Below are 25,020 nucleotides of genomic sequence, written 5' to 3'. Positions count from 1 at the left end.
TTTTTACCACTTGTTGTCACGGTGATTATCTTGGATTGACTATAATCACCGCAATTTGTTAATTACAAGAAAATTCAGGATAAGTTAGGAAAAATCAGCAAGTTAAAAAACAAATAAAAAACTCCAATAAATCCCTATATATCAAGATTTATGCTCTAATTCAACATTTGAAGCTTGACTTTTTTAGCAATTGTTTAACGAGCACCCTATCATATCGATATCAACATAATCCATTTCAATATCCCTTATTGAGAGAAAGTAATTGTCCATCTGTATTCGTCACCAGCCTATTCGTCGATTCTCCTTTTCTCTTTTAGTACACTTTCAATATCCTCAGCAGTTATCGTAGAAACATCTGCATCTATTCCTTGTTCTAATTGCTCAGATAGTCGTAAAGCCTGTAATTGAACTGCTTCATCGATTAAATTAGTTGCAAATCGTCCATTTCCATCCGTAGATACTGTCGGCAGCATATTTTGCAGTAATTGGATTGCATCTGTTGATAATAAATAATCGTATTTATCTGCATATAACTTCATGATTTCAACCAATTCTGCTGCAGAATAATCTTCAAAATGGATAAATTTTTTAAACCTTGAAGTTAATCCTGGGTTGCTTTGTAATAGAGTATTGGTTTCATTCGGATATCCTGCAAGAATAACAACTAAATTCTCATTATGCTTTGTCATTTCCATGACTAATGTATCAACAACCTCTTTCCCAAAATCCTGACCACTATTTCCTAACAATGAATAAGCTTCATCGATAAATAGCACCCCGCCAAGGGCTTCTCTTATTTTTTTTCTTGTCTTAATAGCTGATTGGCCAACATAGCCGGCGACAAAATCTGCCCTGCTTGTAACAACTAAGTGACCTCTTTTTAATATTCCGCAATCCTTAAGAAACTGGGCGTATAGTTTAGCTACCGTAGTTTTTCCGGTACCTGGATTTCCCGTAAAGACAGCATGCAGTTGAATAGGCAGATTCTTTTTGGCTTTAGTCTGTCTCAATTGCTGCACCTTAACAAGCGCAATAATTTTTTTTATTTCATCTTTTACTTTTGCTAATCCAATCAATTTATTAAGCTCTTTTGCAGGATCAAGTTGTTTGTCATCTTCTTCACAAACAAAATCAGCCTCTTGCAATAGAGTATATTTAAATATTTCTTGTTCGTTTGCTTTGCGAGAACCTTTGCTAAATATTGCATCCAGCACAATATTGCGAACAGCTCGAGCATTTCCGAAGCTCTCATCTACCTGTTCTCTCTCAAGCCTCTTTAGCAATGCTTTTTTTCCGTCCTCAGTCATGACATAGTCATTCGCTGAAGCAATTCTTTCTCCTATCACCAATAATTCCGTTGGTGTATAATCTGGCAAATGAATCATATTAGAAGCAGGAAAGCGACTTCTTAAACCATGGTTTCCGTCTAAAAATTGACGCATTTCTTCAGGATATCCTGCTAAAATGACAGCAAATTTACCACCAAATTCTGAACCTGTCATTAAAGATACAAGAGTATCTATTGCCGTTTGACCATAATCATTTCCAGACTGTCCTTCTCTTTTTAGGCTATAGGCTTCATCGATAAATAAGACACCGCCAACCGCTTGTTTTACCACAGAACGGACATTTTCCTCTGTTTGTCCCATAAAGCCGCCGATTAATTGAGACCGATCTGTCTCCACAACTTCAGCGCTTGGCAATACGCCCAATTCATGATAAATCTTTGCCATCAATCTTGCCAAAGTAGTTTTCCCAGTACCTGGATTTCCTGTAAATATCATATTTAAGCTTAATTCATCTTGAATATTATAGCCTAGCTTTTTCCGAGACTTTTGATAATGTAAAAATTGATAAAAATCATAAACTCTTTTTTTTACAGCATCCAATCCTACCATTTGCTCTAGTTCCTCTAAAGAGGAAAGAGACTTATTATCTTCCTCTACATCTTCTACAAAAAGGCTTGTCCATTCATCCTTTAATTCAGTCAATTCTTCAATTAATTCTTTTACACTCTCATAATAAATCGATGTGTGAAACACGCCGCTAATAGACTCTTCATATTCTTCTGCTGATTTTAATAACTGAGACGTTTTCTCCATTACCTTTTGTAATAATTCTTCAATTGCTTCATATTTTGCAACAGCATCCCTATTTTCATATAGGGATGCATTTTTCTTCTGATTTTGCAGATGGGTAGCTTCCTCATCCATCTGTTCTAAAAACGAGCGGCAATTATTAATATATTGCTCAGCAATTTTTCGTTTGGCGGTCCGATTATCCGTTTCGCGAATATTAGGAAAAACCAGTGAATCCAGTAAGCCGCTGAAATTTTTCCAATCGAATTGGGAAAGGTATTTTAGAGCTGTTTTATTCTCTTCATCCAGCTCAATCGCTTTATTCAACCAGGCAACCGCTATCGTATCTTCTTTATCGGTGTACATTCTTGATAAAGCAGCAATCGTTAATAACTGAGAGATTTCTTTTCCATTCTCACCCTCAGTTAATTTTTGTATTTCATCTAAAATCTTCTTTTCATCTTGCACAAATCCATGTTCTTCAAATTCCTTTTCTATCAGAAAAATTTCTGGATATTTTCTATTTGTAATTATTTTCTCGTTATTCAATATATTCACATCTCTTAATAAATTTAATTCCTTATTAATACTAACATATTCCTTCTTTTTCGTTAATGATTATGTACTTTTCACACTGTGAATATCTGATAACCATAATATATGCAGGATGCAAATTGCTATCCTTGAAAAATGTGTAACTCAATCATAGAAGGCAAAAAAAGCAATAGCCTCAATTAGAAAAGAAGCCATTGCTTTTTATTCATCTTCCTTTATTCGATAGGAAGGATTATTCGCCCTTTGTTTGTATTACTTGAGCATGTTGTCCTGATTTGTCCTGCATTTGCTTTCCTTTGTTCCCACCAAAGCTTCTAGATTTAGTTCCGATATGACTTGGAACAAAGTGTTTGCTGTCTTTTTTAGGATTACTCATCAAATCAACTCCTTCAACTATAGTTTGTACAAAAGAACAAGCAGAATTGATGGTAATTTCTTCATTAACGTGCTTTTTTCAAATGTTTTCTTTCTAACCGTTCTTCTATTTTTTCAATCGCTTCTCGATCCTTTAATAACTGCATTTTATTTTCTAATACGAGTTCTTGAAATGAACGTTTACGAGGTTTTCTCATCTTCATTCTCCTTTAATAAGTATTTTGTATTCACATATTTCCCAAAAAGTTAGATAATTATTACAATAAAAAGAAATAATCTTTAAATCTATTTGAAAAGTTTGTTTTTTCAGAAAATAAATAAGGTGTGCACTCCTTTGCTACATTTGTAATTATAGTATAGGTTGCTCCCTTTGTAAACCGCTTACATTGTTAATTTTTTGTGAACTTTACTCTGTTAATCTTGTGTCATTTTCATCATTTGTTGAAGTGTTAACATACTGAAACCCTTATTAATAATGATTCCCTCTTCATTAAGAAAAAACGTTGTGGGAATACTAAGAATGTGATATTGATTTGAAACCATATCGTTATTATCTATTAAGACAGGGAATGTTAAATTTCTTTCCTTTACAAACTGTCTAACTCCTCTTTCATTTCCACCATCCACATTAACCGCGAGAACAACCCAATGATCTTGCATTTTTTTAGAAAAAGTTTCTATATCAAGCATCTCTTTTTTACAAGGTGGACACCAAGTTGCCCAAAAATTTATCATGACAGATTTTCCTCTATAATCAGACAACCGCACTGTCTTTCCATTTAAATCGTTCAGTTTAAAATCTGGCGCTTCCTCACCAATATTTAAACCTGTTTTTGCTTCTACATTAGTGGACATAATAAGGAAAAAGCTAGAAAAAAACAGAAAGATAAATATTGTTTTTTTTAGTGACATATGCCCTCCTCCTCTTATTTGGTAAAGTATTTTTCTAAGTTCTACTGTTAACCTTCTTATAGATTAACCAATTAATTTATAATTATTAAATTGAGTGCGTAAAATTTGTTGAATTTTTAACAGGAAGATAATTTGCATTCTAGTTACAATGACGGCTTTTTTGACTCCCATTAAAAGTATAAGTAGTTCTTTGGAAATGAAATATATATAATTCAACTTACATATTATAGAAAAAACGTCGACAGAATCACTTCGCTTTCCATAGATTAAGCCACAACAACTTCAACGTTGCACTGCATCCCGATTATTTTAGTGTACAAAAAATGGAGTGCAGTTCACATGTATCTTCACCACAGCACCCTGTTAATGTAAAAACAATAAATATCCCTATAAACAATTTGAATATTACTTTCATATCACGCCCTCTTCATTTACTTTAAACGTATCATATATCCCAACAAAAATTTACCAATTAATTACATAACTAATAGGACAGCAGTATTTCAACCAATTACACTTAGACCAATAAAAAAGGCAGAACCGTTCACAATGCGAACAGACCTGCCTCTTATGCTCTAATTCACTTGTTTGCTTTCCCAATCAGCACCATTTATTAAAAGACCATTTGAACAAGTGATTATAGCGCTTCAAAAGTCTCTGTTAAAACTGGTACGATTTGTTTTTTACGAGATACGACACCTTTTAATAAGGCACTATTATTTTCTAATAATACATTAAATGCCTTCTCTACTGTTTCTGCTTTATTGCCTAAAGCAACAGCAACAGAATCGTTATTTAAAATATCCGTTACGACAAGCAAGAATAAATCTAATCCTTTTTTGTCGATAATTGCTTGAATAGACGTTTCTAATTCAGCTTGTTTGGAAATGACATCATTTGTATCAACTGCATTCACTTGCGCAATTTCTACTTTATATGTACCCATTGTAAATTCTTTTGCATCAATACTTAGTAATTGATCAACTGTTTTATCACTTAAATCAGCACCAGCTTTCAGCATGTCTAATCCATACTGTTCTGCATTTACACCAGCAATTTCCGCTAATTCCTTGGCAGCTTGTACATCTTGTTCTGTGCAAGTTGGTGACTTAAATAATAAGGAATCAGAAATAATAGCTGAAAGCATTAATCCAGCAACTTCTTTCTTAATTTCAACATTATTTTCTTTATACATTTTATTTAATATAGTTGCCGTACAACCTACTGGTTCAGCACGGTAGTATAAAGGATCACTTGTCTCGAAATTAGCGATACGATGGTGATCAATAACCTCTAAAATTGTAACATCTTTAATGTCTTCCACACTTTGTTGGAATTCATTGTGATCTACCAAGATAACTGAATTAGCTTCTGTAGCTGCCTTTTCAATAAAACGAGGAGCCTCTGTTTTAAAATAATCTAATGCGAATTTTGTTTCTCCACTAACGTCACCAAGACGAACAGCCTCTGCTTCTACTCCAAGTGCCTTTTTTAATTCTGCATACGCAATCGCAGAACAAATAGTATCCGTATCCGGATTTTTATGACCAAATATCAATACTTTTTCCATTTAGCAAATCTCCTTATTACAATAATCTGATGACGTATCCATTCTATTTCATACATCCTTCTTTATTTTATCATAACTTACCGGAAATTAAAGAAAAGAACATAAAAAAGAGAAGGAATTCCCCTAGAGGCATAGTGAATATTACGCTTATTGCTTGAATAAAAAGAAAAACTGCAAATCAACAACCCGAAAAGGTGGTTATTTGCAGTTTATGGAATCTATTAACTTATGAATTAGAATTTATATTGATAGTTTTCAATTTCCCAAGTATGGATTGTTGTACGGTAGCTATCCCACTCTTCTTTCTTCGCAGCAACATACTCAGTGAATACATGCTCTCCAAGTGTTTTAAGACCAATTTCTCCTGCTTCTAGTTCAGCAATAGCAGCTTCTAAACCACCAGGTAAGCTGTCAATTCCAAGTTCTTCACGACGATCATCTGTCATATGGAAGATATCTTCGTTAATTGGTGCTGGTGCTCTTAAGCCTTTTTCCACTCCATCTAAACCTGCTGCAGCGATAACAGCAAATGTTAAATATGGATTAGATGATGGGTCTGGACAACGAAGCTCCACACGAGTAGCCATTCCGCGTTTGGCAGGAATACGGATTAAAGCAGAACGATTGGATGCAGACCATGCTAAGTAGCAAGGTGCTTCATATCCTGGTACTAAACGCTTATAAGAGTTTACTAGAGGATTTGTAACAGCTACGAAACTCTTAACATTTTCTAAAACACCCGCTATAAACGAATAGGCTGTTTCAGATAATTCTAAATCATCGTCCGCATCATAGAAGCAATTTTCTCCATCTTTAAAGAATGACATATTAACATGCATTCCTGAACCATTAATTCCGAATACTGGTTTTGGCATAAATGTTGCGTGTAAACCATATTGAGAAGCGATTGTTTTCACAACCCATTTATATGTTGTAGCCAAGTCAGCTGCAGTTAATGCATCTGCATATTTGAAGTTAATCTCATGTTGACCTTCTGCTACTTCATGGTGAAGTGCTTCGATAGTGAAGCCCATTGCTCTTAATGTTTTGAAAATTTCAACGCGGACTTTTTCTCCCAAATCCTTTGGTGATGGTTCAAAATAGCCGCCTCTATCTCCTAATTCTGTAGTTGGATATCCATTTTCGTCGGTTGCAAATAGGAAGAATTCTAACTCTGGTCCGACAGAAATACTATATCCATTTTCAGCAGCGCGCTCGACTGTTTTCTTGAGAACATTACGAGTATCACCTTCAAATAAAGATCCATCAGGATTTGTTACAGAACAAAGGAACCGCGCTTCTGAATATCCTTCTGTTTCAGTCCAAGGTAAAACTGCGAATGTGTTTAAGTCTGGTAATAAATAAGAATCTGATTTGTTAATAGGAGAAAATCCTTTAATGGATGAACCGTCAATCATGATTTTTCCTTCAACAGCATCATCTAATTGTTGAGCAGTAATTGTAATATTTTTTAAAATTCCTTCAATATCCACAAATTGTAGATGTAATAATTCTACATTTTTTTCTTTTACAATACTTTCAATTTTCTCTAATGTAATTTCACTCATGTTAACTTACCTCACAATTCATGTTCTATTATCTAACTTGATTTCATTATAAGAAAAAAATTCTGTTAAAACAATGTTTTTTTTTAATTTTTTAAAAATTTTATTAGGTAGCGTTTACATTTATTTCTTACCGTATTGTCCGTTTTTCCACCTATATCCTGTTAGATAGTTTTTGTAATTTTTGTCGAATGATGGTCATATGTAAGATTATTGACCGAAACAGATATTTGCCTATATGGAAGCAATAACAAAAATTTATTATAAAAATTACAAAATTCCGAATATTCGTTATTTAACTATGCTTTTATCGATCTATCTCTTGTTTTCTCTCATTTTTAGGCATTTTTAATATTTCCCATCACGAAATAAATAGCTTATATTTATTAAAATCTATCTTTATAAAGCTTTTAAATAAATTTTGGACGGTGATACGCATGCAATTATTAAAACCTTTTTCCTATAGTAGAAGATTTCCTGACATCGAGGTAATCGGTTCCGCCTTCGCTCAAAATCAAGAAAATCTGATTCCCTTATCATTTGGTTTTCCAGCACCCGAATCACTTCCGGTTGATAAAATGACCGCCGCTACAGAAGCTGCCATGCAAACACAAGGAAGACACGCATTAGCTTATAGTGGCGGAACAGGAGTAAACGCTGTTATTAACTGGATTAAAGAAAGATCAAAGTTACGTGAGATAAAAGCCACAGAGAATGAAATACTTATAACTGCAGGCAGTTCACAAGCAATAGATTTAGTTACAAGAACCTTAACCGACCCTGGCGATGAAGTATGGGTAGAAGCCCCTACATTCTTCGGCGCATTGAAAACATTTCAATTAGCAGAAACAAAATTAGCTTCTTTTCCTATTGATGAAAATGGCTTAAGAGTCGATTTAGTGGAACAAGAATTAAGCGAAAGAGTAAAAAACAATTTACCGCTCCCCAAATTAATGTATGTAATACCGAATTATCAAAATCCTGGTGGGGTTAATCTATCAGTAGACAGAAGAAAACGACTTGCTGAATTAGCCTATGAGTATAATTTCTTTATTATCGAAGATGATGCTTATGTCGAGCTTTCTTTTGACGGAATATATAATCCTGCTATCTATTCGTACGGACCTGAACGAGTCGTTTACTTAAGTACTTTTTCCAAAATTATCGCCCCAGGTTTACGACTCGGCTGGGCTATTGGCTTAACAGAAATTATCGAAAAAATGAGAATTTTAAAAATAGATGGGTTAACAAGCGTCTATGTTCAAGAGGTTACAAAAAATTTACTTGATCAAATCGGTATGGATGAACATATTTGCTATTTAAATTCTCTTTATTTATCGCGTAAAAACGCCATGGTTTCCGCCATAAAGCAATATTTTGGTAATGATGTTACCTTTCATGAAGCAAATGGCGGATTTTTTCTTTGGATTACCTTTCCTTGCCATATTGACACAAGTGAATTTATAGATGCTGCAGCATCAGCCGGAGTTTCCTATATCGCTGGTAAGCATTTCTTCTTAAAAGACGAAGGATATAATCATATGCGATTATGCTTTACTTTCTGTCAGGAGGATATCATTGAAGAAGCCATTAAACGACTCGCAAATACTTATTATGAGTATGTAAATAGCAAACAAATGATTAAGGGAGTAAATTAATGATAAACAGGAAAACAATTCCTAAAATATATATCAGAAGAACTATTCCACAAAAGTATTTAGATAAAATAAAATCTTCAGGCGCGGAATATATAGTAGATCCATGGCAATTCGGGGAGCCCGAACCGCCAATAAAGCAAGATATTAGTGATTGCAACATAGTCTTGACTTTGGGATTAACAGATTCATTAGCCATCACTGAACAAGCGCCCTATATTAAATGGGTTCAATCTTTAAGTGTTGGCTTAGATGCACTTTTGACAGAGAAAATGAAAAAGAATGATATCATCATTACAAATACAAAAGGATGCACTTCTGTACCTATAGCAGAGCATACAATTGCAATGATGACAGGTTTAGCGAGGGGAATTTCTTATATGATTCGGAATCAGCTAAATCGAAGTTGGACATCTACCCCTATAACCGATCTTTCAGGGGCAACCGTTGCGATTATTGGTTATGGGGAGATTGGCAAGCAAATCGCGAAACGTGCTAAAGCACTTGATATGTTTGTGATTGGCTGCAAAAAAAGACCGTCCATACGTGCAACTGACGATCCTGCCGACAAAATTGTCGGGCTTGAACAGCTAGAATCAGTGATGGCAGAAACTGATTTTTTGATCCTAGCCTTACCTTCAACGCCAGAAACGTACCATCTTATTAATAAAGAAAAATTAGAAAGCATGAAAAAAACTAGTTTTTTAATTAATATCGGAAGAGGAAATACAATTGTGGAAGAAGAGCTCATTAATCACTTAAAAGAAAAGAAAATTGCAGGAGCAGCTCTTGATGTCTTTGAAACAGAGCCATTACCACCACAACATCCTATTTGGCAATTGGAAAATCTGATTATTTCCCCACATAATGCATATTTTTCTCCCAATACTCTTGAGCGTTACATGGATGTATTCTTAGAAAATATCGAGCGCTTTAAAGAAGGCAAGGAACTTTTGAACCTCGTAGATAAACAATTGGGGTATTAATAACATAAGGAAAAGACTATTACTGCCGATAAACATTTGTTTACCGGCAGATTTAATAACATATCTTAATTAAACTGTTTCAAAACCCTCTTTTTTCCACGCGGTAGTTCCACCCTCAATGAAGGCTACATCTGTGAAGCCCATTTGCTTTAATAGGTAGGCACCAAGTGACGCTTGTCCACCAAGACCACATGTAACAATAACTGGACGGTTACGATCCGCTAATTCTGGATCTCTTAATTCTTCAGGTAATTCCAAATCTGCGCGAATTGGAAGCATTCCTAAAGAGATATTAACAGAACTAGGAATTAAACCACAAGCACCAGCATCTGCAGCATCTTGAACATCAATTATGTAAGTATTTGGGTTTTCTTCAATTTTCTTTTTTGCCTCAACAGAAGAAATACCAGGAACATTTTTTCTAGCCTCTTCTACCAATTTTCCAAAAGTTAATGCCATATCTTCATCACTCCTTTATTATCTAACATATACATAGTAACAAAGTTTATTCTAAATTACTAATGAATCGTTTTCCATACCATTAGGAGAAAAATCGAGACATTAAAATGGTAGAATAATATTTCCCGTTAGTTAATCGTTTATCTTTTTTTAAGACTCCTTCTATTTCAAAGCCAAATCGTTTATATAGTTTAATCGCTTTTTCATTTAACTCTATAACCGATAATGTCATTTTTGTAATATCATTTTCCGCTCCCCAATTTATGGATTCTTCTAATAAATGGGTACCTATTTGATATCCCCAATATTCTTCTAAGACAGCAATACCGAACTCGACTTTATGCTTAAGACGTCGCAAACTAGAACCCTCACAACGAGAAAAGCCAATAATTTGCCCATCTTCTCTCTCTGCAAGTAAAAACAAATGATTTGGCGCTTCGCTATCTGAGCGGATTAAGTGTTTAAATTCTTTTTCAGTAAGTAAGCCCTCTCCAGGTTCGCGATCTAGAAAAGTTGTTTCTCCATCGATCTGTAACCTAACACTAGCAAGCTGTTCTGCATCGCTTTCCTCCGCACTTCTTATTATATAAGGAAGCTTATTCACATCATAACGTACAGGAATTATTTTCATAAAATAGCTTTCTCCTTAAGTTATAGTTTCTATTAAGTAAAATAGACTTTTAGTTAGAATGACAAAACTCTCTCTATAGAGAGACTTTTTACTAACTTGTGAGCAAAGAATTTCACCCAAAGATTAGAAAATAAAGTCAACTTTAAATAGAGAGAGTTTTTCTCTTAATCTATTAATTTTTTAATTTATCACGTAATACCATTGGTAAAATACCACCATGGCGATAGTAATCAATCTCTACTTCTGAATCGAAACGTACTAATGCTTCAAAAGTGATTTTCTTACCATCTTCCGTAGTAGCTGTAACTTCTAGAAAATCACGTGGTTTAACTGTTTCATCTACATAAACATTGAATGTTTCTTTTCCAGTTAATCCCAAGCTTTCCGCATTCTCGCCTTCTTTAAACTGTAGTGGAAGTACTCCCATTAACACTAAGTTAGAACGATGAATTCTTTCGAAGCTTTCTGCGATAACCGTCTTAATGCCTAACAGATTTGTTCCTTTTGCAGCCCAGTCACGAGATGATCCCATTCCGTAATCTTTCCCTGCAATAACCATTAAGCCAGTTCCTTCGTCTTTATACTTCATACATGCATCATAAATGGAGGTAACTTCCCCAGTTGGCCAGTGCGTAGTGAAACCACCCTCTGTACCTGGAGCAATTTGGTTACGAATACGGATATTCGCAAATGTCCCTCTCATCATTACTTCGTGGTTACCACGACGAGAGCCATATGAGTTGAAATCACGTGGCTGTACACCATTATCTTTTAAGTACTTACCTGCAGGAGTATTTACACCAATGGCACCAGCTGGAGAAATATGGTCAGTCGTTACAGAATCACCGAATTTCCCTACAACTCTTAAGCCTTTTAATGGTAATACTTGCTCTGGATCAGGTTTTAAGCCTTCAAAGAATGGCGGGTTTTGAATATAAGTAGACGTATCATCAAAGCTATATAAAGAATCACTGCTAGTTTGAATTTCATTCCAGCGTTCGTTATCATCAAATACTCTTTCATATTCTTTATTAAATAGTTCAGGTGTAACTGTACGATGTACTACTTCATTTACTTCTTCTGTAGATGGCCAAATATCCTTGAAGAATACATCATTCCCATCCTTATCTTTTCCAATTGGTTCTTTTTGCAAGTCAATATCAACAGTACCAGCAAGAGCATATGCAACTACTAATGGCGGTGAAGCTAAATAGTTTGCTTTAACTAGTGGGTGGATACGTCCTTCAAAGTTACGATTACCAGATAGCACACTTGTTACAAGTAAATCAGAATCCGCGATAGCCTTCTCGATTTCCTCGCGAAGCGGACCAGAGTTACCGATACATGTAGTACATCCATATCCTACAAGGTTGAATCCAATTTGTTCTAAATAAGGAAGAAGGCCAGAATCTCTTAAATAACCAGTAACAACCTTTGAACCTGGTGCTAAAGAAGTTTTTACAAATTTAGGTACTTCCATTCCTTTTTCGACTGCTTTTTTCGCAACTAAGCCTGCACCAACTAATACATATGGATTCGATGTATTTGTACAGCTTGTAATTGCGGCGATAGCAACAGAACCTGTCTTCATTGTAGTAGAATCCCCATTTGCAAAGTTCACTACTACTTCTTTATCAAATTCGTCTGCTTTTAAGCCAAACCCTTGGTTTCCTTCTGGAGCTGTTACAGACTCATTGAATACCTCTTTCAATTTAGAAAGTGGAATTAAATCTTGAGGACGCTTTGGACCAGAAAGATTTGGCTCAATTTCTGCTAAGTCAATTTCTACAATATCCGTATAAACCGGTTCTAAGTTTGGATCGAAGAATAAACCGTTTTCCTTACAGTAAGCTTCAACCACATTGATTTGCTCTTCAGAACGACCAGTTAGTCTCATATAAGCTAAAGATTCTTTATCAACTGGGAAGAAACCGCATGTTGCTCCATATTCTGGTGCCATATTCGCAATAGTTGCCCGATCAGCAAGTGGTAATTGCGGCACACCAGGTCCGTAGAATTCAACAAACTTTCCAACTACTCCTTTTGCACGAAGTACTTGCGTTACCTTTAAGGCTAAGTCTGTTGCAGTAGAGCCATTTGGCATTTCGCCAACAAGTTTTACCCCTACAACTTCCGGAACTGGAAAATAAGAAGGTTGTCCTAACATACCTGCTTCCGCTTCGATACCACCAACACCCCAGCCAAGAACACCAATACCATTAATCATCGTTGTATGAGAATCAGTACCTACTAACGTATCAGGGAATGTTTCATACTCGCCTTCAGCTGTTTCATTTACATGTACTACATTTGCTAAATATTCTAAATTCACTTGGTGAACGATACCAGTTGCTGGTGGTACAGCACGATAGTTATCAAATGCCTTTTGCGCCCAGCTTAAAAATTGATATCTTTCTGCATTTCTTTCAAATTCTAATTCCATATTTGCTTTTAATGCATCCGGTGTTCCATATTTATCAACCTGAACACTATGGTCGATAACTAAATCAACTGGTTTCTCCGGATTAATTTTGCTAGGATCTCCCCCTAGGTCAGCCATTGCTTTACGTAAAGATGCAAGGTCAACCACTGCTGGAACACCTGTGAAATCCTGGAGGATTACCCTCGAAGGTTTGAAAGGAACATCAATTTCCTTTACCTCATCTGTCCCCCATTTTGCGAGATTTTCTACATGCTCTTGTTTAATAACAAAATCATCCATTTGTCGTAAAACTGATTCTAGTAATACCTTGATAGAATACGGTAATTTCGATACTTTACCGATTCCTGCTTTTTCTAAAGCTGCTAATTGATAGTAGTGATAACGCTTCCCACCCACTTCAAACGTTTGGCGGGCATTATAAAAATCTTTTGCCATATGTATTACCCCCTCATTGTAATCATATACCAACAATAGAAAAATAGTCGAACAATTTGATCTCTATTATCTATTTACCATTTATAATTTTAATACAAGGAATGTGATAAGTAAATAATAAGAAAGTTATCAAATACGATAAGTTTATCTTATGGCATTTCTTTTCAAAGCAAAAAGTAGACCATCGAAAAAGCTGCAAACTTTCTGATGGTCTACTTCTTTAAATTTCATTTACTTCATCCACAATGCTTTTTAAGTCTCTTTGAAAGCTTTCTAATTGCTGTCTTTGATGCTCAGATGCTACTTCCAGAGCATTCTCAATTTGTTGATAGGTCTCATTAATTTCTTGTTTTAAATGCTTTAGTTGATGTCCATAGTTTGCAGAATCTTTTACGATATCTTGATAAAGATTTTGTGTTTCAAATAAATTCCGTTGAGCATCTTGAAAAGCTTCTTGTTTATTACTATGATAAGGCATATTCTTATCCTCCTGCTAGTTATATTCATGGTGCTTACCAATAAGTTGTGCAGAGAATCGTGAAAATATGCGGTATAAATCAGTGTATAAAAAACCATTCTATAAAGGATAGTATTGCATTACCTCTTCATGATAATAGAAAGGAGAGAAAAAAGTGAACAAAAATGATAGCAAAGATATGCACAGAAATGCTCCTAAAGGAAATCAATCTGGTCAGCCAGAGCCACTTAGCGGGAGCAAAAAGGTGAAGAACCGTAACCATTCTAGACAAAAACATAATAATCATCACGATATGTAAGAAAAGTACACTAATTCACTCTACAACATTCTAGTTAACAAAGCAGCTTATATTAAAATGTTTTTCAAGTATTTACCCCAATTAATGCATATGTGTGGTCAAATGTGTGGTCAATATGCGGCCACTCATTTGGCCTTTTTAATTAAATAGCCTAATCAACATCAGTCAATAAGGATAAAAATGCACATCCTTCCTCTCCATCATTTTAAATTGACTGTTTTTCAGTAATTAATCCATGAAATAGTTTTTATACTAATAATAAGAATACAAATACAAATTTACAATCCTTTTATGTATGATGAATGAGCATCTTAAGAAAAAAGAGACCGAATCCTTAAGGAAACGATCACTCTATATTTGAGAGTACTATTTAGCTAACCCAACACTAGTTTCCGTTGTAAAATTCGGCAGCCAGTCACCATGTGCTTCTATTAACTCGTCACATAAGGAGATGATATCGTCCATCGATAACTCAGAAGCTGTATGTGGATCAAGCATTGCCGCCTGGTAAATATATTCCTTTTTCAATGTCATTGCTGCTTCAATTGTCAGCAATTGTGTGTTAATATTTGTCCGGTTTAAAGCTGCAAGCTGTTCAGGGAGATCTCCTACATAGGTTGGAGTAATCCCGCTTCGATCCGCAATACAAGGAACCTCTACACATGCTTTTTCCGGCAGATTGCTGATCAATCTTCCTGTATTAAGCACATTGCCACCAAATTTAAAGGGGATATCTGTTTCAATCGCTTCGATAATGCGTGATCCATATTCACGGGAACGAACATGTTCCAAGGCTTTATTGTTAACTAGATCCTCTCTCATTGCAACCCAATCATTAATTTGCTTTTCACAGCGACGAGGATATTCATCTAATGGAATATTGAAACGGTCAATTAACTCAGGATAACGAGATTTAATAAAATACGGATGATATTCCGCATTATGTTCAGATGACTCTGTTACATAATAACCAAACTTATCCATCAATTCAAATCGAACCATATCGCCATGCTTTGTATTTTGCAATTCACGAGCTCTCCGCTTAATTTCTGGATATAAATCAACTCCATCCTTGCTTACTTCAAGAAGCCATGCCATATGATTTATACCGGCAATTTTCTCTTTCACTCCTGTTCGGTCCATCCCTACTGCTTCAAATAATTCTTTTGTACAAATTTGCACACTATGACACAGTCCAATTGTTTTAATCGGCGTGAAACGATTCATAACTCCGGTTAGCACAGCCATAGGGTTTGTGTAATTTAAGAATAAGGCATCTGGACAAACTTCTTCCATGTCTTTTGCAAAATCAAGCATAACGGGAATAGTTCGTAAATTTCTAAATATCCCCCCAATACCGACTGTATCGGCAATCGTTTGTCGTAAGCCATATTTTTTGGGGATTTCAAAATCAATTACCGTACTTGGTTTATAGCCGCCTACCTGAATCGCATTGATTACATATTTAGCTCCTCTCAAAGACTCTTTTCGATCCGTATACGCTTTTACGATAATGTTTTTTCCTAGACTTTTCTGCAAATTAGTAAGCATTTGTTCCGAATCCTGTAAACGCTGTTTATCAATATCATATAACGCAAACTCATATCCTTCTAAGGCATCAACGAACATACAATCTCCAAGAACATTTTTAGCAAATACGGTACTTCCTGCACCAAGAAATGTAATTTTCGACATAGTAATCCTCTCCTCCCAGCTTTCTTTGATTTATCCGTTTACTGATATTCCTTTCGTAGTCATTCCAATCCCTGTGCCATGGTCCATTCATAAAAGATGCTATCAAATAAATTTTCTTTCTTCCTAAATTGCTGACAGATTATCTTTAGGAATATAAGCTTCTGCTTTTTATGCTCCTCCATTCTTTACAACCAATAAAGCAGCTCCCTGTGTAAGTAACATTTGACTGATTCGCTATGTTCAAACTTTCAGCATGTTGAATCTTACAGTTCTTCCTTCAGCGAATTGTTTATGTAATAAAGTTTTCTATCTGACTAATAATCACAGCTAGTATATAGGCATATTAACATTAATTGTAAGGGGTTTCAATAATTATTCTCACTTTTCAAAAAGTTACTTTACTAATCAGCTTTTATACTACATTACAAGTAAATATTTTAACTATTCTCCCTAATTACTTTGTTTTATAGTTACAACTTTTCCCAAAAGAAAAAAGGAACCGTTCAAACAAACGAGTTCCTTCTATATCTTAAAGTATCGGTAAGTTTAAAGCAGTATGAATGTTTTGCAAATTAAAGTTCACTTGTTCCTTTGGATCCCATGCATGGTACCACCCTTTTTCAGCCATATAACTGGATAGTTGTTCATGTAAGTCAAGTGCTTCATTTAGATGGCGGACAAGGATTTCTTTTATCTCCGGATGTCCCGTTTCTGTGATGGCCATAGAATAATTTCTAATTCCGCTCTTGGCAGAAATTAATAGATCTGTTGCAATCATTTGATCTGTTAATGCATCCATACCTGTAAAATATTCAATAATGGAATTCATCCGTTCTCTCCCCCAATTCCTGGCATTTCTTGCGCCTTCGATAAAATAGATGAAAATTCCTGTAGCTGCCTTGTTGATATATCCACATCTTGCAGCATTAATTCTTTTAATTGTGGATCGGAAACAAGTGCGCGCATCGTTTTAGCTTTTGTTATGCAAATCGTTTTGAATGTAGCTAGTTCTTGAACTTCTAATACTTCATGTAGTACATAATCCATTTCATACTCCTGCCTTTCTTATGGTTTTAAGACAACTTTTATACAATTATCCATTTTCGTATCAAAAATTTCATAGCCTCGTTTTGCTTCACTCAATGGTAATACGTGACTTACGACATCACTCGGATCAATTTTTCCAGTAGAAACTAATTCAAACATATATGGCATGTAATGAATAACAGGTGCTTGTCCAGTACGAATATTGACATTGCGCTGCATGATATCTCCTAATGGAAAAGCATTATATCTGCCGCCATAAACGCCAGTAATTTGAATGGTTCCACATTTCCGAACCGCTTGGGCAGCCATCACAAGAGCGCTCATTGTACCGCCTTGCAGCTTCATGCCGCTCGCTAGAAATTCCATATCACTCATTTTTCCATCCATGCCAACAGCATCAATCACCACATCGGCACCGCCTTTTGTGAGTTCTTTTAAGTAAGCACCCACATTTTCTACCTGTTCAAAATTAACAATTTCTACCTTATTTGTACGTTTCGCATGCTGTAGACGATAATCAACATAATCGACAGCAATGACGCGTTTTGCCCCTTTCAGCCATGCGAATTTTTGCGCAAATAATCCAACTGGTCCACACCCAAACACTATGACTGTATCTCCATCTTTCACACCTGCATTATCTACACTCCAATATCCAGTTGTCATTGCATCGGCAATAACCGTCAATTTTTCATCCGGTTCTTCACAAGTTTCTGGAATCTTAAAGTGAGTGAAATTTGCGAAAGGAACCCTTAAATACTCTGCTTGTCCGCCTGGATAACCACCAGCATTGCCTGAATAGCCAAAATAAGCACCAACATCTCCATTATCATTGGAATTGTCACATTGACTTTCTAAATTACTTTTGCAGTACTGGCATTCCCCACAGGCAATATTGAAAGGAATAATAACCCGGTCACCCTTTTTAACTTTTGTCACTTCTGGTCCAACCTCTTCAACTATTCCCATCGGTTCATGGCCAATCACATAATTTTCTTGTAAGTTTGGCATCATTCCATGAATTAAATGTAAATCAGATCCGCATATTGCAGTACTTGTCACTTTAATGATCATATCATCAGGTTTTAAAATCTTCGGATCTTCCACTTCTTTTACTTCTACATTTTTAATCCCTTGGTACGTTACTGCTTTCATTCTATCTAACCTCCTTATTTAATGCTGATCAGGCGTCCGATCAAACATTCCTTTTCGATTCGTTTCACCAGTAAACAAATGCATATTTCCAATCATAATAGTATTCTTTGCCGAAAGTTGATCTAACTTATATTGTTGACTCAGATCATGGGGATGGAACCATTTTTTTTCTACCATTAAATCTGTTATTTCTTGGTGCATCTGGATTGCTTGGTTAAGCTGTTTTCGTAAAAGTACTCTTAAGTCTGGTGAAGCTGTTTCAGTTAACGCTGTTGCTATATTTCTCACTCCTTCTTTTGCGCGAATAAGAAAATCAACCGCAAATGTCATATCAGCAAGCTCTGGCATATTTAACGCATTAATGGGATCTAAGTAGTCATTATTCAATGGATAACACCCTCCTCTCCACCTATAATTGGCGTTGGACGCATTTGAGGAATTTCTGCTGCGAATGGCACATCCTTATATGCTTCTTGTAACTCGCTAAGTGCTTGAATAGACTGTTCTACATCTTTTTGCATTAATTTTTTTAAATCTTCATCAAACACAAGCCCTTGCATTAACTTGGATTTTGCTACACAGAGTGTTTTAAAATTTATTACTTCATGTAAATCTAATGATTCGTGTGGAGCAAAGCTTTTCCTTTCCATGATCAATTACCTCCTATTCAAATAAGAAATACTATGCTATTATCCCCTACTTTTTTTCTCAATTCGCTAGCAATATTTAACGATTTTTTTTGGAATAAAAAACATCTTTATTTTCGTAGAAATTGAATTATGTACATATTTCCTTTAATGTTATCGTTTCTTTTGCTCATACTAATAAAGCAAACGACTTCTTGAAAGGATTAGGTTATTATGCTAAATAAACAACAAATGTCCCATTTTCAAAAAGTATTAACGGAACAAAAACGTGATTTAGAAGTGAGATTTGAACATAATGATAACTTAGATTTGAAAGATGGACATTACCATGAGTCTCTTGGAGAGCTATCCAGTTATGATAATCATCCAGGAGATGAAGGAACGGAGCTTTATGAACGCGAAAAGGATATTGCCCTTGCTGAACATTACCATCATGAATATATGGGTGTGTTAAATGCTTTAAAGGCAATAGATGAAGGAACATACGGAAAATGTGCGGAATGCTCTCAAGATATACCAATAGAAAGATTGGAAGTTATCCCTACAACACTTTATTGTAAGGAGCATTCTCCTGATCAGAAAATTTCTGAGAAGCGACCTGTGGAAGAAGAAATATTAATGCCTCCTTTCGGAAAATTCGATATGGATAATAAAGATGAATCTGTCGTATATGATGCAGAGGATTCTTGGCAGGAAGTATCTAGCTGGGGAACATCGGAAACGCCATCTGATTTTGCACATCCTGTTTATGACCATTATAATGACGTCTACACAGAAAGTGATGAGAACATTGGCTATGTGGAAGATTACGAAAACTTTGTCGGTGTGGATATAGAAGGGAAAAATATAACGGTTTATCCAAATGAACAGCATAAACGCTATGAAGAAAGCTTGGATGAAGAAGGCATTATGACAACGTTCGGTGACTTGCCTGCATACGAGCATGAGCCTTATGTGGAAAATGATGAGTAAAAAAAGGGTTGTCTTAATAAGGTGTAATGCCTTTAGACAACCTTTTTACATTTTTCATCACGCTTTCCTCCTTATCAGAATATGTTAAATATACTAAGGAGGATTATATATGAATGATGATAACTGGTTAAGTTTAATGGATGAATGGCTGAAAAACCATTTTCTTGATCCGTTGACTTCGGTATTAGATGAAACTGAGTTTCGAATTGATGTGTACGAAACGGATAAAGAATTTATTGTGGAAGCATTATTAACGAATTGCCAGAAGAGCAGCATCTATCTTTCTGTAAATAAAAATGTGCTTACTATTAAGGCAATGATTCATGATTCTAATCTTTTTGAAGAAAAACAAAGATCAATTGAATTTCCAGTTTCAATTGATCAAAATCCCATTCATGCTGTATTCGCAAATGAAATTCTTGAAATTTTTATTCAGAAGGAACAACAGCAAAACAAGAAACTAACATCTATTATTGACATTCAATTTTTATAAGGCGAATTCTCTTTCATATGTCTTTTTTAAGATATAATATTGGATTCCTTTCGTATGCTTTAAAGCACTTTTAGCATGCTTTTTCGCTACATCCTTTTCTTCTTTTTTTAATGCAATTTCCGCTAATAGTGCTTCTTTCATCCATTTCTTATTTAGCCTTTCTATCCATTGCCAGGCAGCATTAAATTGCCGCTCTTCAATATTTATTAAAGCTAAATAATAGGACTTCATTTCCGAATCTTTTATTTTCTCAGCTTCTTCTCTAAGGCCTAGAGTTTTTCCAAAATAAAGAGAAAATAAAATCGTAAATAACGGATAATGAGCTTGATATTTTTTTCGTTTCATTAGTTTCCGGTAGCTTATAATTACCCTTTTATCCTCTTTCAAACTTAAAGCATAAACAAAGCTATAATAGGGATGCTTTTTATTCTTTCTAAAAAGTTTTTCCAATTTCTCAATATTTCTAGTTGTATGAATACGATACCAGGTTGTCATTAACATCGTAACAAATACAATTACATAACATATAAAAATATTTAGAAATAGAGGAGGTGTAAAATTGTCGAGTACAAAAAAAGTAATAATTGCTACAGCTACTCCGATTATAAATGTGCCAAAAGATACCAAAAATATTCCTCCTCTACATAAACCATGCGTCTGCTAGGCTTATAATTCCTTCTTCTATTTCCTTTTCTTCTAATCCTCCAAACCCTAATAACAGAGGATAACACTCTCTTTCCTCAGCAAAATATGGTTTTGTAGAATAAACCTTAATCCCTATTTTTTCTGCTTCTGATAGCAGAATGGCTTCATTTTTAAAAGCTATACGAATAAGCAAATGTAAACCTGCTTTTTCACCAATTATTTCTACCTTATCTCCCATATACTGCTTGATGCATTGGATCAAAAAAGTATATTTTCTTTCATATACTTTTCGCATACGCTTAATATGCCGTTCAAATCCTCCTTTTTGGATAAATTTCCCTAAAGCTAGCTGTAATAGCGGGGAGCTCGATTGAGTCTCGTTATACCTTTTCGTTTTCCATTTTTCCAGTAAAACATTAGGTAATACCATATAGCTTATTCTTAATGTTGGTAAGAATGATTTAGAAAAAGTCCCCATATATATAACTCGATCATGCTGGTCAATTGCTTTCATACTTGGGATTGGCGAACCTTGAAAACGAAATTCGCTGTCATAATCATCTTCTACTATATAACCGTTCTCCCTTTCTGCCCACTCTAATAGCTCAATCCGCTTTGAAATAGGCATAATCTTTCCTGTAGGAAACTGATGGGAAGGGGTAATATAGACCAAATTACAAGAACTATTTAATAAGGAAGATAAGTCATGTCCTTCTGTTTCTAATACTGGAATAGAAGATATGGCAAGCCCTTTTTCCTGGAATACATTGCGCACGTCATTATAACCTGGCTCCTCCATCCCTATATGTAATGGGCAATCATTTAAAAGTGATAATACAACTCGGATTAGCTGCTCTGTCCCCGCTGTAATAACAAGCTGATCGGCTGTCGTCTGAATTCCACGTGACCTATATAAGTATCCAGCCACTTCTTCTCTTAATTTTAATTCTCCCTGCTTATCTCCATAATTCATCCACCTATTATGCTTGTCCTCCATTATTTCTTTAAGGGTCTTTTTCCAAGCATTTGTTGGAAAATTAGTTTGATCAATATCTCCATAATGAAAATTAACGGAATACGGCTCCATTTGCTTCTCATTATTTTTATGCTCTGATTGATTTTGTCCATCTTTATACTCATAACTAGGTAAGGAAACAACCGTATACCCACTTTTTTCTTTACTTTCTACATACCCTTCCATCCATAATTGCTGGTATGCATCAATAACAGTATTTTTACTAATCTGCATATAATTTGCTAAATATCGAATGGATGGTAGTTTTGTGCCCGCTTCTATCTTCCCTGTTAAAATCTCTGCTTTAAAATAATTATATAATTGCATATATACTGGCTCCGTGCTGTCTTTATGCAAATGAATAGCCATATTCATGCTCTCCCTCTCCTTTTTCTCTCGGTTTTGTACCCTTAAAATATCTCCTAACTGTACCTATGTAATATACTCATTTCATTTTAAAATAAAGGGACAAGAAATAGAAGGAAATGATTTTAATGTGTGACAAATTATTTTTGGTGGAGGTAAGCGTAAAATGAACATATCGCAAGCAACAAAGAAAGACATCGAAGGAGTAGCTCGCTTATTTAATGAATATCGCATGTTTTATAAACGAGAAGATGATATCGTGAGTGCAGCAAGTTATATAAAAGAACGAATCGAAAACAGCGAATCTGTAATCTTCGTTGTTCAAGACGGTGATGATTACATAGGCTTTACTCAACTTTATCCTACCTATTCCTCTTTATCGATGAAAAAAATATGGATATTAAATGATTTATATGTTCAAAAAAGAGCAAGGAAAAAAGGTATCGGAAAAATGTTATTACAACAAGCAAAAGAATACGCAAAGAATAACGGAGCCAATAGTCTAAGTCTTAGTACAGCTGTAGATAATTTAACTGCCCAAAGATTATATGAGAAGAATGGCTATAAAAAGGATACGCAATTTTTTCATTATGAATTAGATTTGAATAATTAATCGATTTTATGTTTACTCTAGTTTAAATAATTTTTTATATACAAAACCCGCTTTACGGGTTTTGTATTTGTTATGCTTTGGCTGATATTTTTGTGCTTTGGCTGATTCTTTCTCTGCTTTGGCTGATTTCCTCCCCACTTTGGCTGATTTCCTCCCCACTTTGGCTGATTCTTTCTCTCCTTTGGCTGATTTCCTCCCCATTTTGGCTGATTCTTTCTCTCCTTTGGCTGATTCCCTCCCCATTTTGGCTGATATTTTCCGCTTTAGTCTAGAAATCCTCTCGACTTTCGCCAATAATCTTTCACCACCTAAAAAAATCGTCCCTATTTCCAAAATCTCTTCTAATATGCACGTATTATTTTCATAAATTAACAAACACTACCAATACAAAGATGATGGAGGGTTTGTCTAATGAAAAAAGTTCTTTTTTCTTTTCTTCTTTTTTGGGGTTTATCTCTTCAAGCTTCTTCAGTTGCCGCCTCTCCAAGTGAGAAAGAGATTGAGAGCTTAGCCAATAACTTAGGATGGAGCACAGAAGACTTAGAAGAGTATTTATCCTTTAAAGGATTAAAAATAAGTGATTTTGATAATATTCGTGTTTTGAAAAAACAACTTGGAACTCCAATCACGCCAGCTAATCTCGATAAATTGCTTGTACAAAATTCGATGACACAGGAAGAATTAGATATTTTATTGGCTGGATTTCATGAAAGTGTAGATGATTTCTGGTTTTTAGAAGATTTAGAAGTAGCGATTGATTTTTATAAAAACCATGAAGATAAGATGCTGCAATTAGAAAAATTTCTTGAGAATATTGGTTTTGATGATAAGGAGAAGCAACAATTTTATGGCCATCTGAATAAATTGGACCCTGCTTTCTTAGCTGCAAAAGTGGAGGATTGGAAAGTAAAATTATCAACATTTCAAGCTATGGATCAAGAAGGCGGAATAAGCAAGGAAGGAAACCATGCATTAACTGATTTCTGGAAAGATTTTTTTACAGCAACTGCTTTAAAGCCAGTCATCATTAGTATCGATGATAATGGAAAAAGAAACGAACTTTCCTTGAATGATCTAAAACATAAACAGATGGATACGACAGTTGCGATTGAATTATACGATCATGATCAATTTTTAATTGGAGATGCAATTGTGACATCTGATATGGTATCTTCTGTAGATGCTATCGACAAAGTAGTTGAATTGACGGAAGTGACAGAAGGTTTAGCTAATTTATATGCTGCTCAGCTTCCTAATACGGCATCTTCTCTTCCCATTATGCTTTGCATAGGGTATATGCTAGTATTACTAGGGTTGTTTGTAACCTTCAGGAAAGTTCCCTATGAAAATTAGAAAGAAAATGGGGATCCTCTCTATTTTGATAGGATTAGGAATGATTTTCTATACTTTGTCTTGTTATATGAAAGTGGAAACTATTACAAAACAACCATTCCTTCCTAAAGATAGTCAAGTAGTTTTCTCTCCATCAGTATTTTTAAAAGAAGGAGAAAAAATGGGAGTCATCCTCGTGCCGAAATCAGAGAAAACGATTCCTATTTATGAGGGGATAAGTACGGGGATCTTAACTAAGGGAGCAGGTCATTATCCCAAAAGTGCTTTACCTGGCGAAAACAACAATGTTGTATTGTCAGGACATCGTGACACCTTTTTCCGATTCTTGAGAGATTTAAAAAAGAATGATTCTCTTATAATTCAAACAATGGAAAAAGAATATGAATATAAAATTACGAAATTCTCTATTGTCTCGCCTAATGACCGAACCATTCTTACTCCTAAATCAAGACCTGTCCTAACACTAACTACCTGTTATCCTTTCTCCTTTATTGGACATGCACCAAAAAGATATGTAGTAACAGCTACGTTAACACATTCAGAGGAATTCGGAAAAAATAATCGATCAGAATAATCCCC

At 35.0% G+C, this 25,020-nt stretch carries 27 protein-coding genes; 8 read left to right on the top strand and 19 right to left on the bottom strand.

The features are described 5' to 3' along the window. Positions 1 to 287 precede the first annotated feature (287 nt). From NX902_RS12080 to glnA, 6 genes are all read right to left on the bottom strand, one after another. Positions 288 to 2,627: an AAA family ATPase gene (locus NX902_RS12080; protein ID WP_095328541.1), complete on the bottom strand. Its 2,340-nt coding sequence runs from the start codon at positions 2,625 to 2,627 to the stop codon at positions 288 to 290. A 238-nt stretch (positions 2,628 to 2,865) separates the two neighbouring features. Next, positions 2,866 to 3,009 carry an acid-soluble spore protein N gene (locus NX902_RS12075; protein ID WP_016205356.1) on the bottom strand — a complete coding sequence of 48 codons (144 nt, stop codon included), beginning with the start codon at positions 3,007 to 3,009 and terminating at the stop codon, positions 2,866 to 2,868. Between the two features lie 64 nt (positions 3,010 to 3,073). Further along, positions 3,074 to 3,205: an FbpB family small basic protein gene (locus tag NX902_RS12070; RefSeq protein ID WP_031540139.1), complete on the bottom strand. Its 132-nt coding sequence runs from the start codon at positions 3,203 to 3,205 to the stop codon at positions 3,074 to 3,076. Positions 3,206 to 3,422: 217 nt separating this feature from the next. Continuing rightward, a complete protein-coding gene (locus NX902_RS12065) occupies positions 3,423 to 3,920 on the bottom strand; it encodes a redoxin domain-containing protein (RefSeq protein WP_171509616.1) in 498 nt (165 codons plus the stop codon). Between the two features lie 637 nt (positions 3,921 to 4,557). Further along, positions 4,558 to 5,490 (bottom strand): manganese-dependent inorganic pyrophosphatase, encoded by a 933-nt coding sequence (locus NX902_RS12060; RefSeq protein ID WP_123257652.1) that lies wholly within the window; start codon positions 5,488 to 5,490, stop codon positions 4,558 to 4,560. Between the two features lie 233 nt (positions 5,491 to 5,723). Then, positions 5,724 to 7,058: a type I glutamate--ammonia ligase gene (gene glnA / locus NX902_RS12055; protein WP_123257651.1), complete on the bottom strand. Its 1,335-nt coding sequence runs from the start codon at positions 7,056 to 7,058 to the stop codon at positions 5,724 to 5,726. 434 nt (positions 7,059 to 7,492) lie between these two features. Between glnA and NX902_RS12050 the strand changes: the two genes are divergently transcribed. After that, positions 7,493 to 8,713: an aminotransferase-like domain-containing protein gene (locus NX902_RS12050; RefSeq protein ID WP_095328537.1), complete on the top strand. Its 1,221-nt coding sequence runs from the start codon at positions 7,493 to 7,495 to the stop codon at positions 8,711 to 8,713. Then, positions 8,713 to 9,696 carry a D-2-hydroxyacid dehydrogenase gene (locus NX902_RS12045; protein ID WP_123257650.1) on the top strand — a complete coding sequence of 328 codons (984 nt, stop codon included), beginning with the start codon at positions 8,713 to 8,715 and terminating at the stop codon, positions 9,694 to 9,696. The genes NX902_RS12050 and NX902_RS12045 overlap by 1 nt, the downstream gene beginning before the upstream one ends. Positions 9,697 to 9,765: 69 nt before the next feature. Here NX902_RS12045 and NX902_RS12040 read toward each other — a convergent pair whose 3' ends face one another. From NX902_RS12040 to NX902_RS12025, 4 genes are all read right to left on the bottom strand, one after another. After that, the gene (locus tag NX902_RS12040; protein ID WP_095328535.1) at positions 9,766 to 10,155 is read right to left on the bottom strand and encodes a rhodanese-like domain-containing protein; all 390 of its coding nucleotides are present in this window, start codon (positions 10,153 to 10,155) and stop codon (positions 9,766 to 9,768) included. Positions 10,156 to 10,237: 82 nt separating this feature from the next. Beyond that, positions 10,238 to 10,786 (bottom strand): GNAT family N-acetyltransferase, encoded by a 549-nt coding sequence (locus NX902_RS12035; RefSeq protein ID WP_095328534.1) that lies wholly within the window; start codon positions 10,784 to 10,786, stop codon positions 10,238 to 10,240. A gap of 172 nt (positions 10,787 to 10,958) precedes the next feature. Beyond that, positions 10,959 to 13,664 carry an aconitate hydratase AcnA gene (gene acnA / locus NX902_RS12030; RefSeq protein WP_123257649.1) on the bottom strand — a complete coding sequence of 902 codons (2,706 nt, stop codon included), beginning with the start codon at positions 13,662 to 13,664 and terminating at the stop codon, positions 10,959 to 10,961. A gap of 220 nt (positions 13,665 to 13,884) precedes the next feature. Continuing rightward, a complete protein-coding gene (locus tag NX902_RS12025; RefSeq protein ID WP_095328532.1) occupies positions 13,885 to 14,142 on the bottom strand; it encodes a hypothetical protein in 258 nt (85 codons plus the stop codon). Positions 14,143 to 14,296: 154 nt separating this feature from the next. Here NX902_RS12025 and NX902_RS12020 point away from each other — a divergent pair, with 154 nt between their 5' ends. Further along, positions 14,297 to 14,440 (top strand): small acid-soluble spore protein P, encoded by a 144-nt coding sequence (locus tag NX902_RS12020; RefSeq protein ID WP_082138385.1) that lies wholly within the window; start codon positions 14,297 to 14,299, stop codon positions 14,438 to 14,440. A 366-nt stretch (positions 14,441 to 14,806) separates the two neighbouring features. Here NX902_RS12020 and NX902_RS12015 read toward each other — a convergent pair whose 3' ends face one another. The 6 genes from NX902_RS12015 to NX902_RS11990 all read right to left on the bottom strand — a co-directional run bounded on the left by NX902_RS12015 (position 14,807) and on the right by NX902_RS11990 (position 18,987). After that, on the bottom strand, positions 14,807 to 16,135 hold the full coding sequence (locus NX902_RS12015) for an alpha-glucosidase/alpha-galactosidase (RefSeq protein ID WP_341160744.1): 1,329 nt from the start codon (positions 16,133 to 16,135) through the stop codon (positions 14,807 to 14,809). Positions 16,136 to 16,664: 529 nt separating this feature from the next. After that, complete coding sequence (locus NX902_RS12010) at positions 16,665 to 16,964, bottom strand: spore coat protein (protein ID WP_095328531.1); 300 nt, start codon at positions 16,962 to 16,964, stop codon at positions 16,665 to 16,667. After that, on the bottom strand, positions 16,961 to 17,182 hold the full coding sequence (locus NX902_RS12005; protein ID WP_095328530.1) for a hypothetical protein: 222 nt from the start codon (positions 17,180 to 17,182) through the stop codon (positions 16,961 to 16,963). The genes NX902_RS12010 and NX902_RS12005 overlap by 4 nt, the downstream gene beginning before the upstream one ends. Before the next feature lie 18 nt (positions 17,183 to 17,200). Beyond that, a complete protein-coding gene (locus NX902_RS12000) occupies positions 17,201 to 18,337 on the bottom strand; it encodes a zinc-dependent alcohol dehydrogenase (RefSeq protein ID WP_095328529.1) in 1,137 nt (378 codons plus the stop codon). 18 nt (positions 18,338 to 18,355) lie between these two features. Further along, positions 18,356 to 18,724, bottom strand: coding sequence for a spore coat protein (locus NX902_RS11995; protein ID WP_095328528.1), 369 nt, complete (start codon positions 18,722 to 18,724; stop codon positions 18,356 to 18,358). After that, on the bottom strand, positions 18,721 to 18,987 hold the full coding sequence (locus NX902_RS11990) for a spore gernimation protein GerQ (protein ID WP_095328527.1): 267 nt from the start codon (positions 18,985 to 18,987) through the stop codon (positions 18,721 to 18,723). Before NX902_RS11990 ends, NX902_RS11995 begins: the two co-directional genes overlap by 4 nt. Positions 18,988 to 19,197: 210 nt before the next feature. Between NX902_RS11990 and NX902_RS11985 the strand changes: the two genes are divergently transcribed. Together NX902_RS11985 and NX902_RS11980 are read left to right on the top strand one after the other, a co-directional pair. Further along, positions 19,198 to 19,956, top strand: coding sequence for a TraR/DksA C4-type zinc finger protein (locus NX902_RS11985; protein ID WP_095328526.1), 759 nt, complete (start codon positions 19,198 to 19,200; stop codon positions 19,954 to 19,956). Positions 19,957 to 20,065: 109 nt separating this feature from the next. Next, the gene (locus NX902_RS11980; RefSeq protein ID WP_095328525.1) at positions 20,066 to 20,449 is read left to right on the top strand and encodes an Hsp20/alpha crystallin family protein; all 384 of its coding nucleotides are present in this window, start codon (positions 20,066 to 20,068) and stop codon (positions 20,447 to 20,449) included. Here the strand turns inward: NX902_RS11980 and NX902_RS11975 are convergent. Both NX902_RS11975 and pdxR read right to left on the bottom strand, forming a co-directional pair. Continuing rightward, positions 20,444 to 21,076, bottom strand: coding sequence for a hypothetical protein (locus NX902_RS11975; RefSeq protein ID WP_171509613.1), 633 nt, complete (start codon positions 21,074 to 21,076; stop codon positions 20,444 to 20,446). The two genes, NX902_RS11980 and NX902_RS11975, sit on opposite strands and share 6 nt — an antisense overlap. A 13-nt stretch (positions 21,077 to 21,089) precedes the next feature. Further along, on the bottom strand, positions 21,090 to 22,484 hold the full coding sequence (pdxR, locus tag NX902_RS11970; protein WP_095328523.1) for a MocR-like pyridoxine biosynthesis transcription factor PdxR: 1,395 nt from the start codon (positions 22,482 to 22,484) through the stop codon (positions 21,090 to 21,092). A 157-nt stretch (positions 22,485 to 22,641) separates the two neighbouring features. Here pdxR and NX902_RS11965 point away from each other — a divergent pair, with 157 nt between their 5' ends. After that, complete coding sequence (locus tag NX902_RS11965) at positions 22,642 to 23,088, top strand: GNAT family N-acetyltransferase (RefSeq protein WP_171509612.1); 447 nt, start codon at positions 22,642 to 22,644, stop codon at positions 23,086 to 23,088. 12 nt (positions 23,089 to 23,100) lie between these two features. Here NX902_RS11965 and NX902_RS11960 read toward each other — a convergent pair whose 3' ends face one another. Beyond that, a complete protein-coding gene (locus tag NX902_RS11960) occupies positions 23,101 to 23,382 on the bottom strand; it encodes a hypothetical protein (protein WP_341160743.1) in 282 nt (93 codons plus the stop codon). 117 nt (positions 23,383 to 23,499) lie between these two features. On the opposite strand from NX902_RS11960, the gene NX902_RS11955 reads away from it, so the two are divergent. Both NX902_RS11955 and NX902_RS11950 read left to right on the top strand, forming a co-directional pair. Next, the gene (locus tag NX902_RS11955; protein ID WP_095328522.1) at positions 23,500 to 24,441 is read left to right on the top strand and encodes a processed acidic surface protein; all 942 of its coding nucleotides are present in this window, start codon (positions 23,500 to 23,502) and stop codon (positions 24,439 to 24,441) included. A gap of 40 nt (positions 24,442 to 24,481) precedes the next feature. Next, positions 24,482 to 25,015, top strand: a complete 534-nt coding sequence (locus NX902_RS11950; protein ID WP_341160742.1) for a class D sortase — start codon at positions 24,482 to 24,484, stop codon at positions 25,013 to 25,015. The last annotated feature ends 5 nt before the right edge of the window (positions 25,016 to 25,020 follow it).

Source organism: Niallia sp. FSL W8-0954, from assembly GCF_038005605.1.
Classification (GTDB): domain Bacteria; phylum Bacillota; class Bacilli; order Bacillales; family Cytobacillaceae; genus Niallia; species Niallia circulans_A.
Note: the sequence above shows the minus strand (reverse complement) of the source record. Positions and strands in the feature narration are given on the sequence as shown.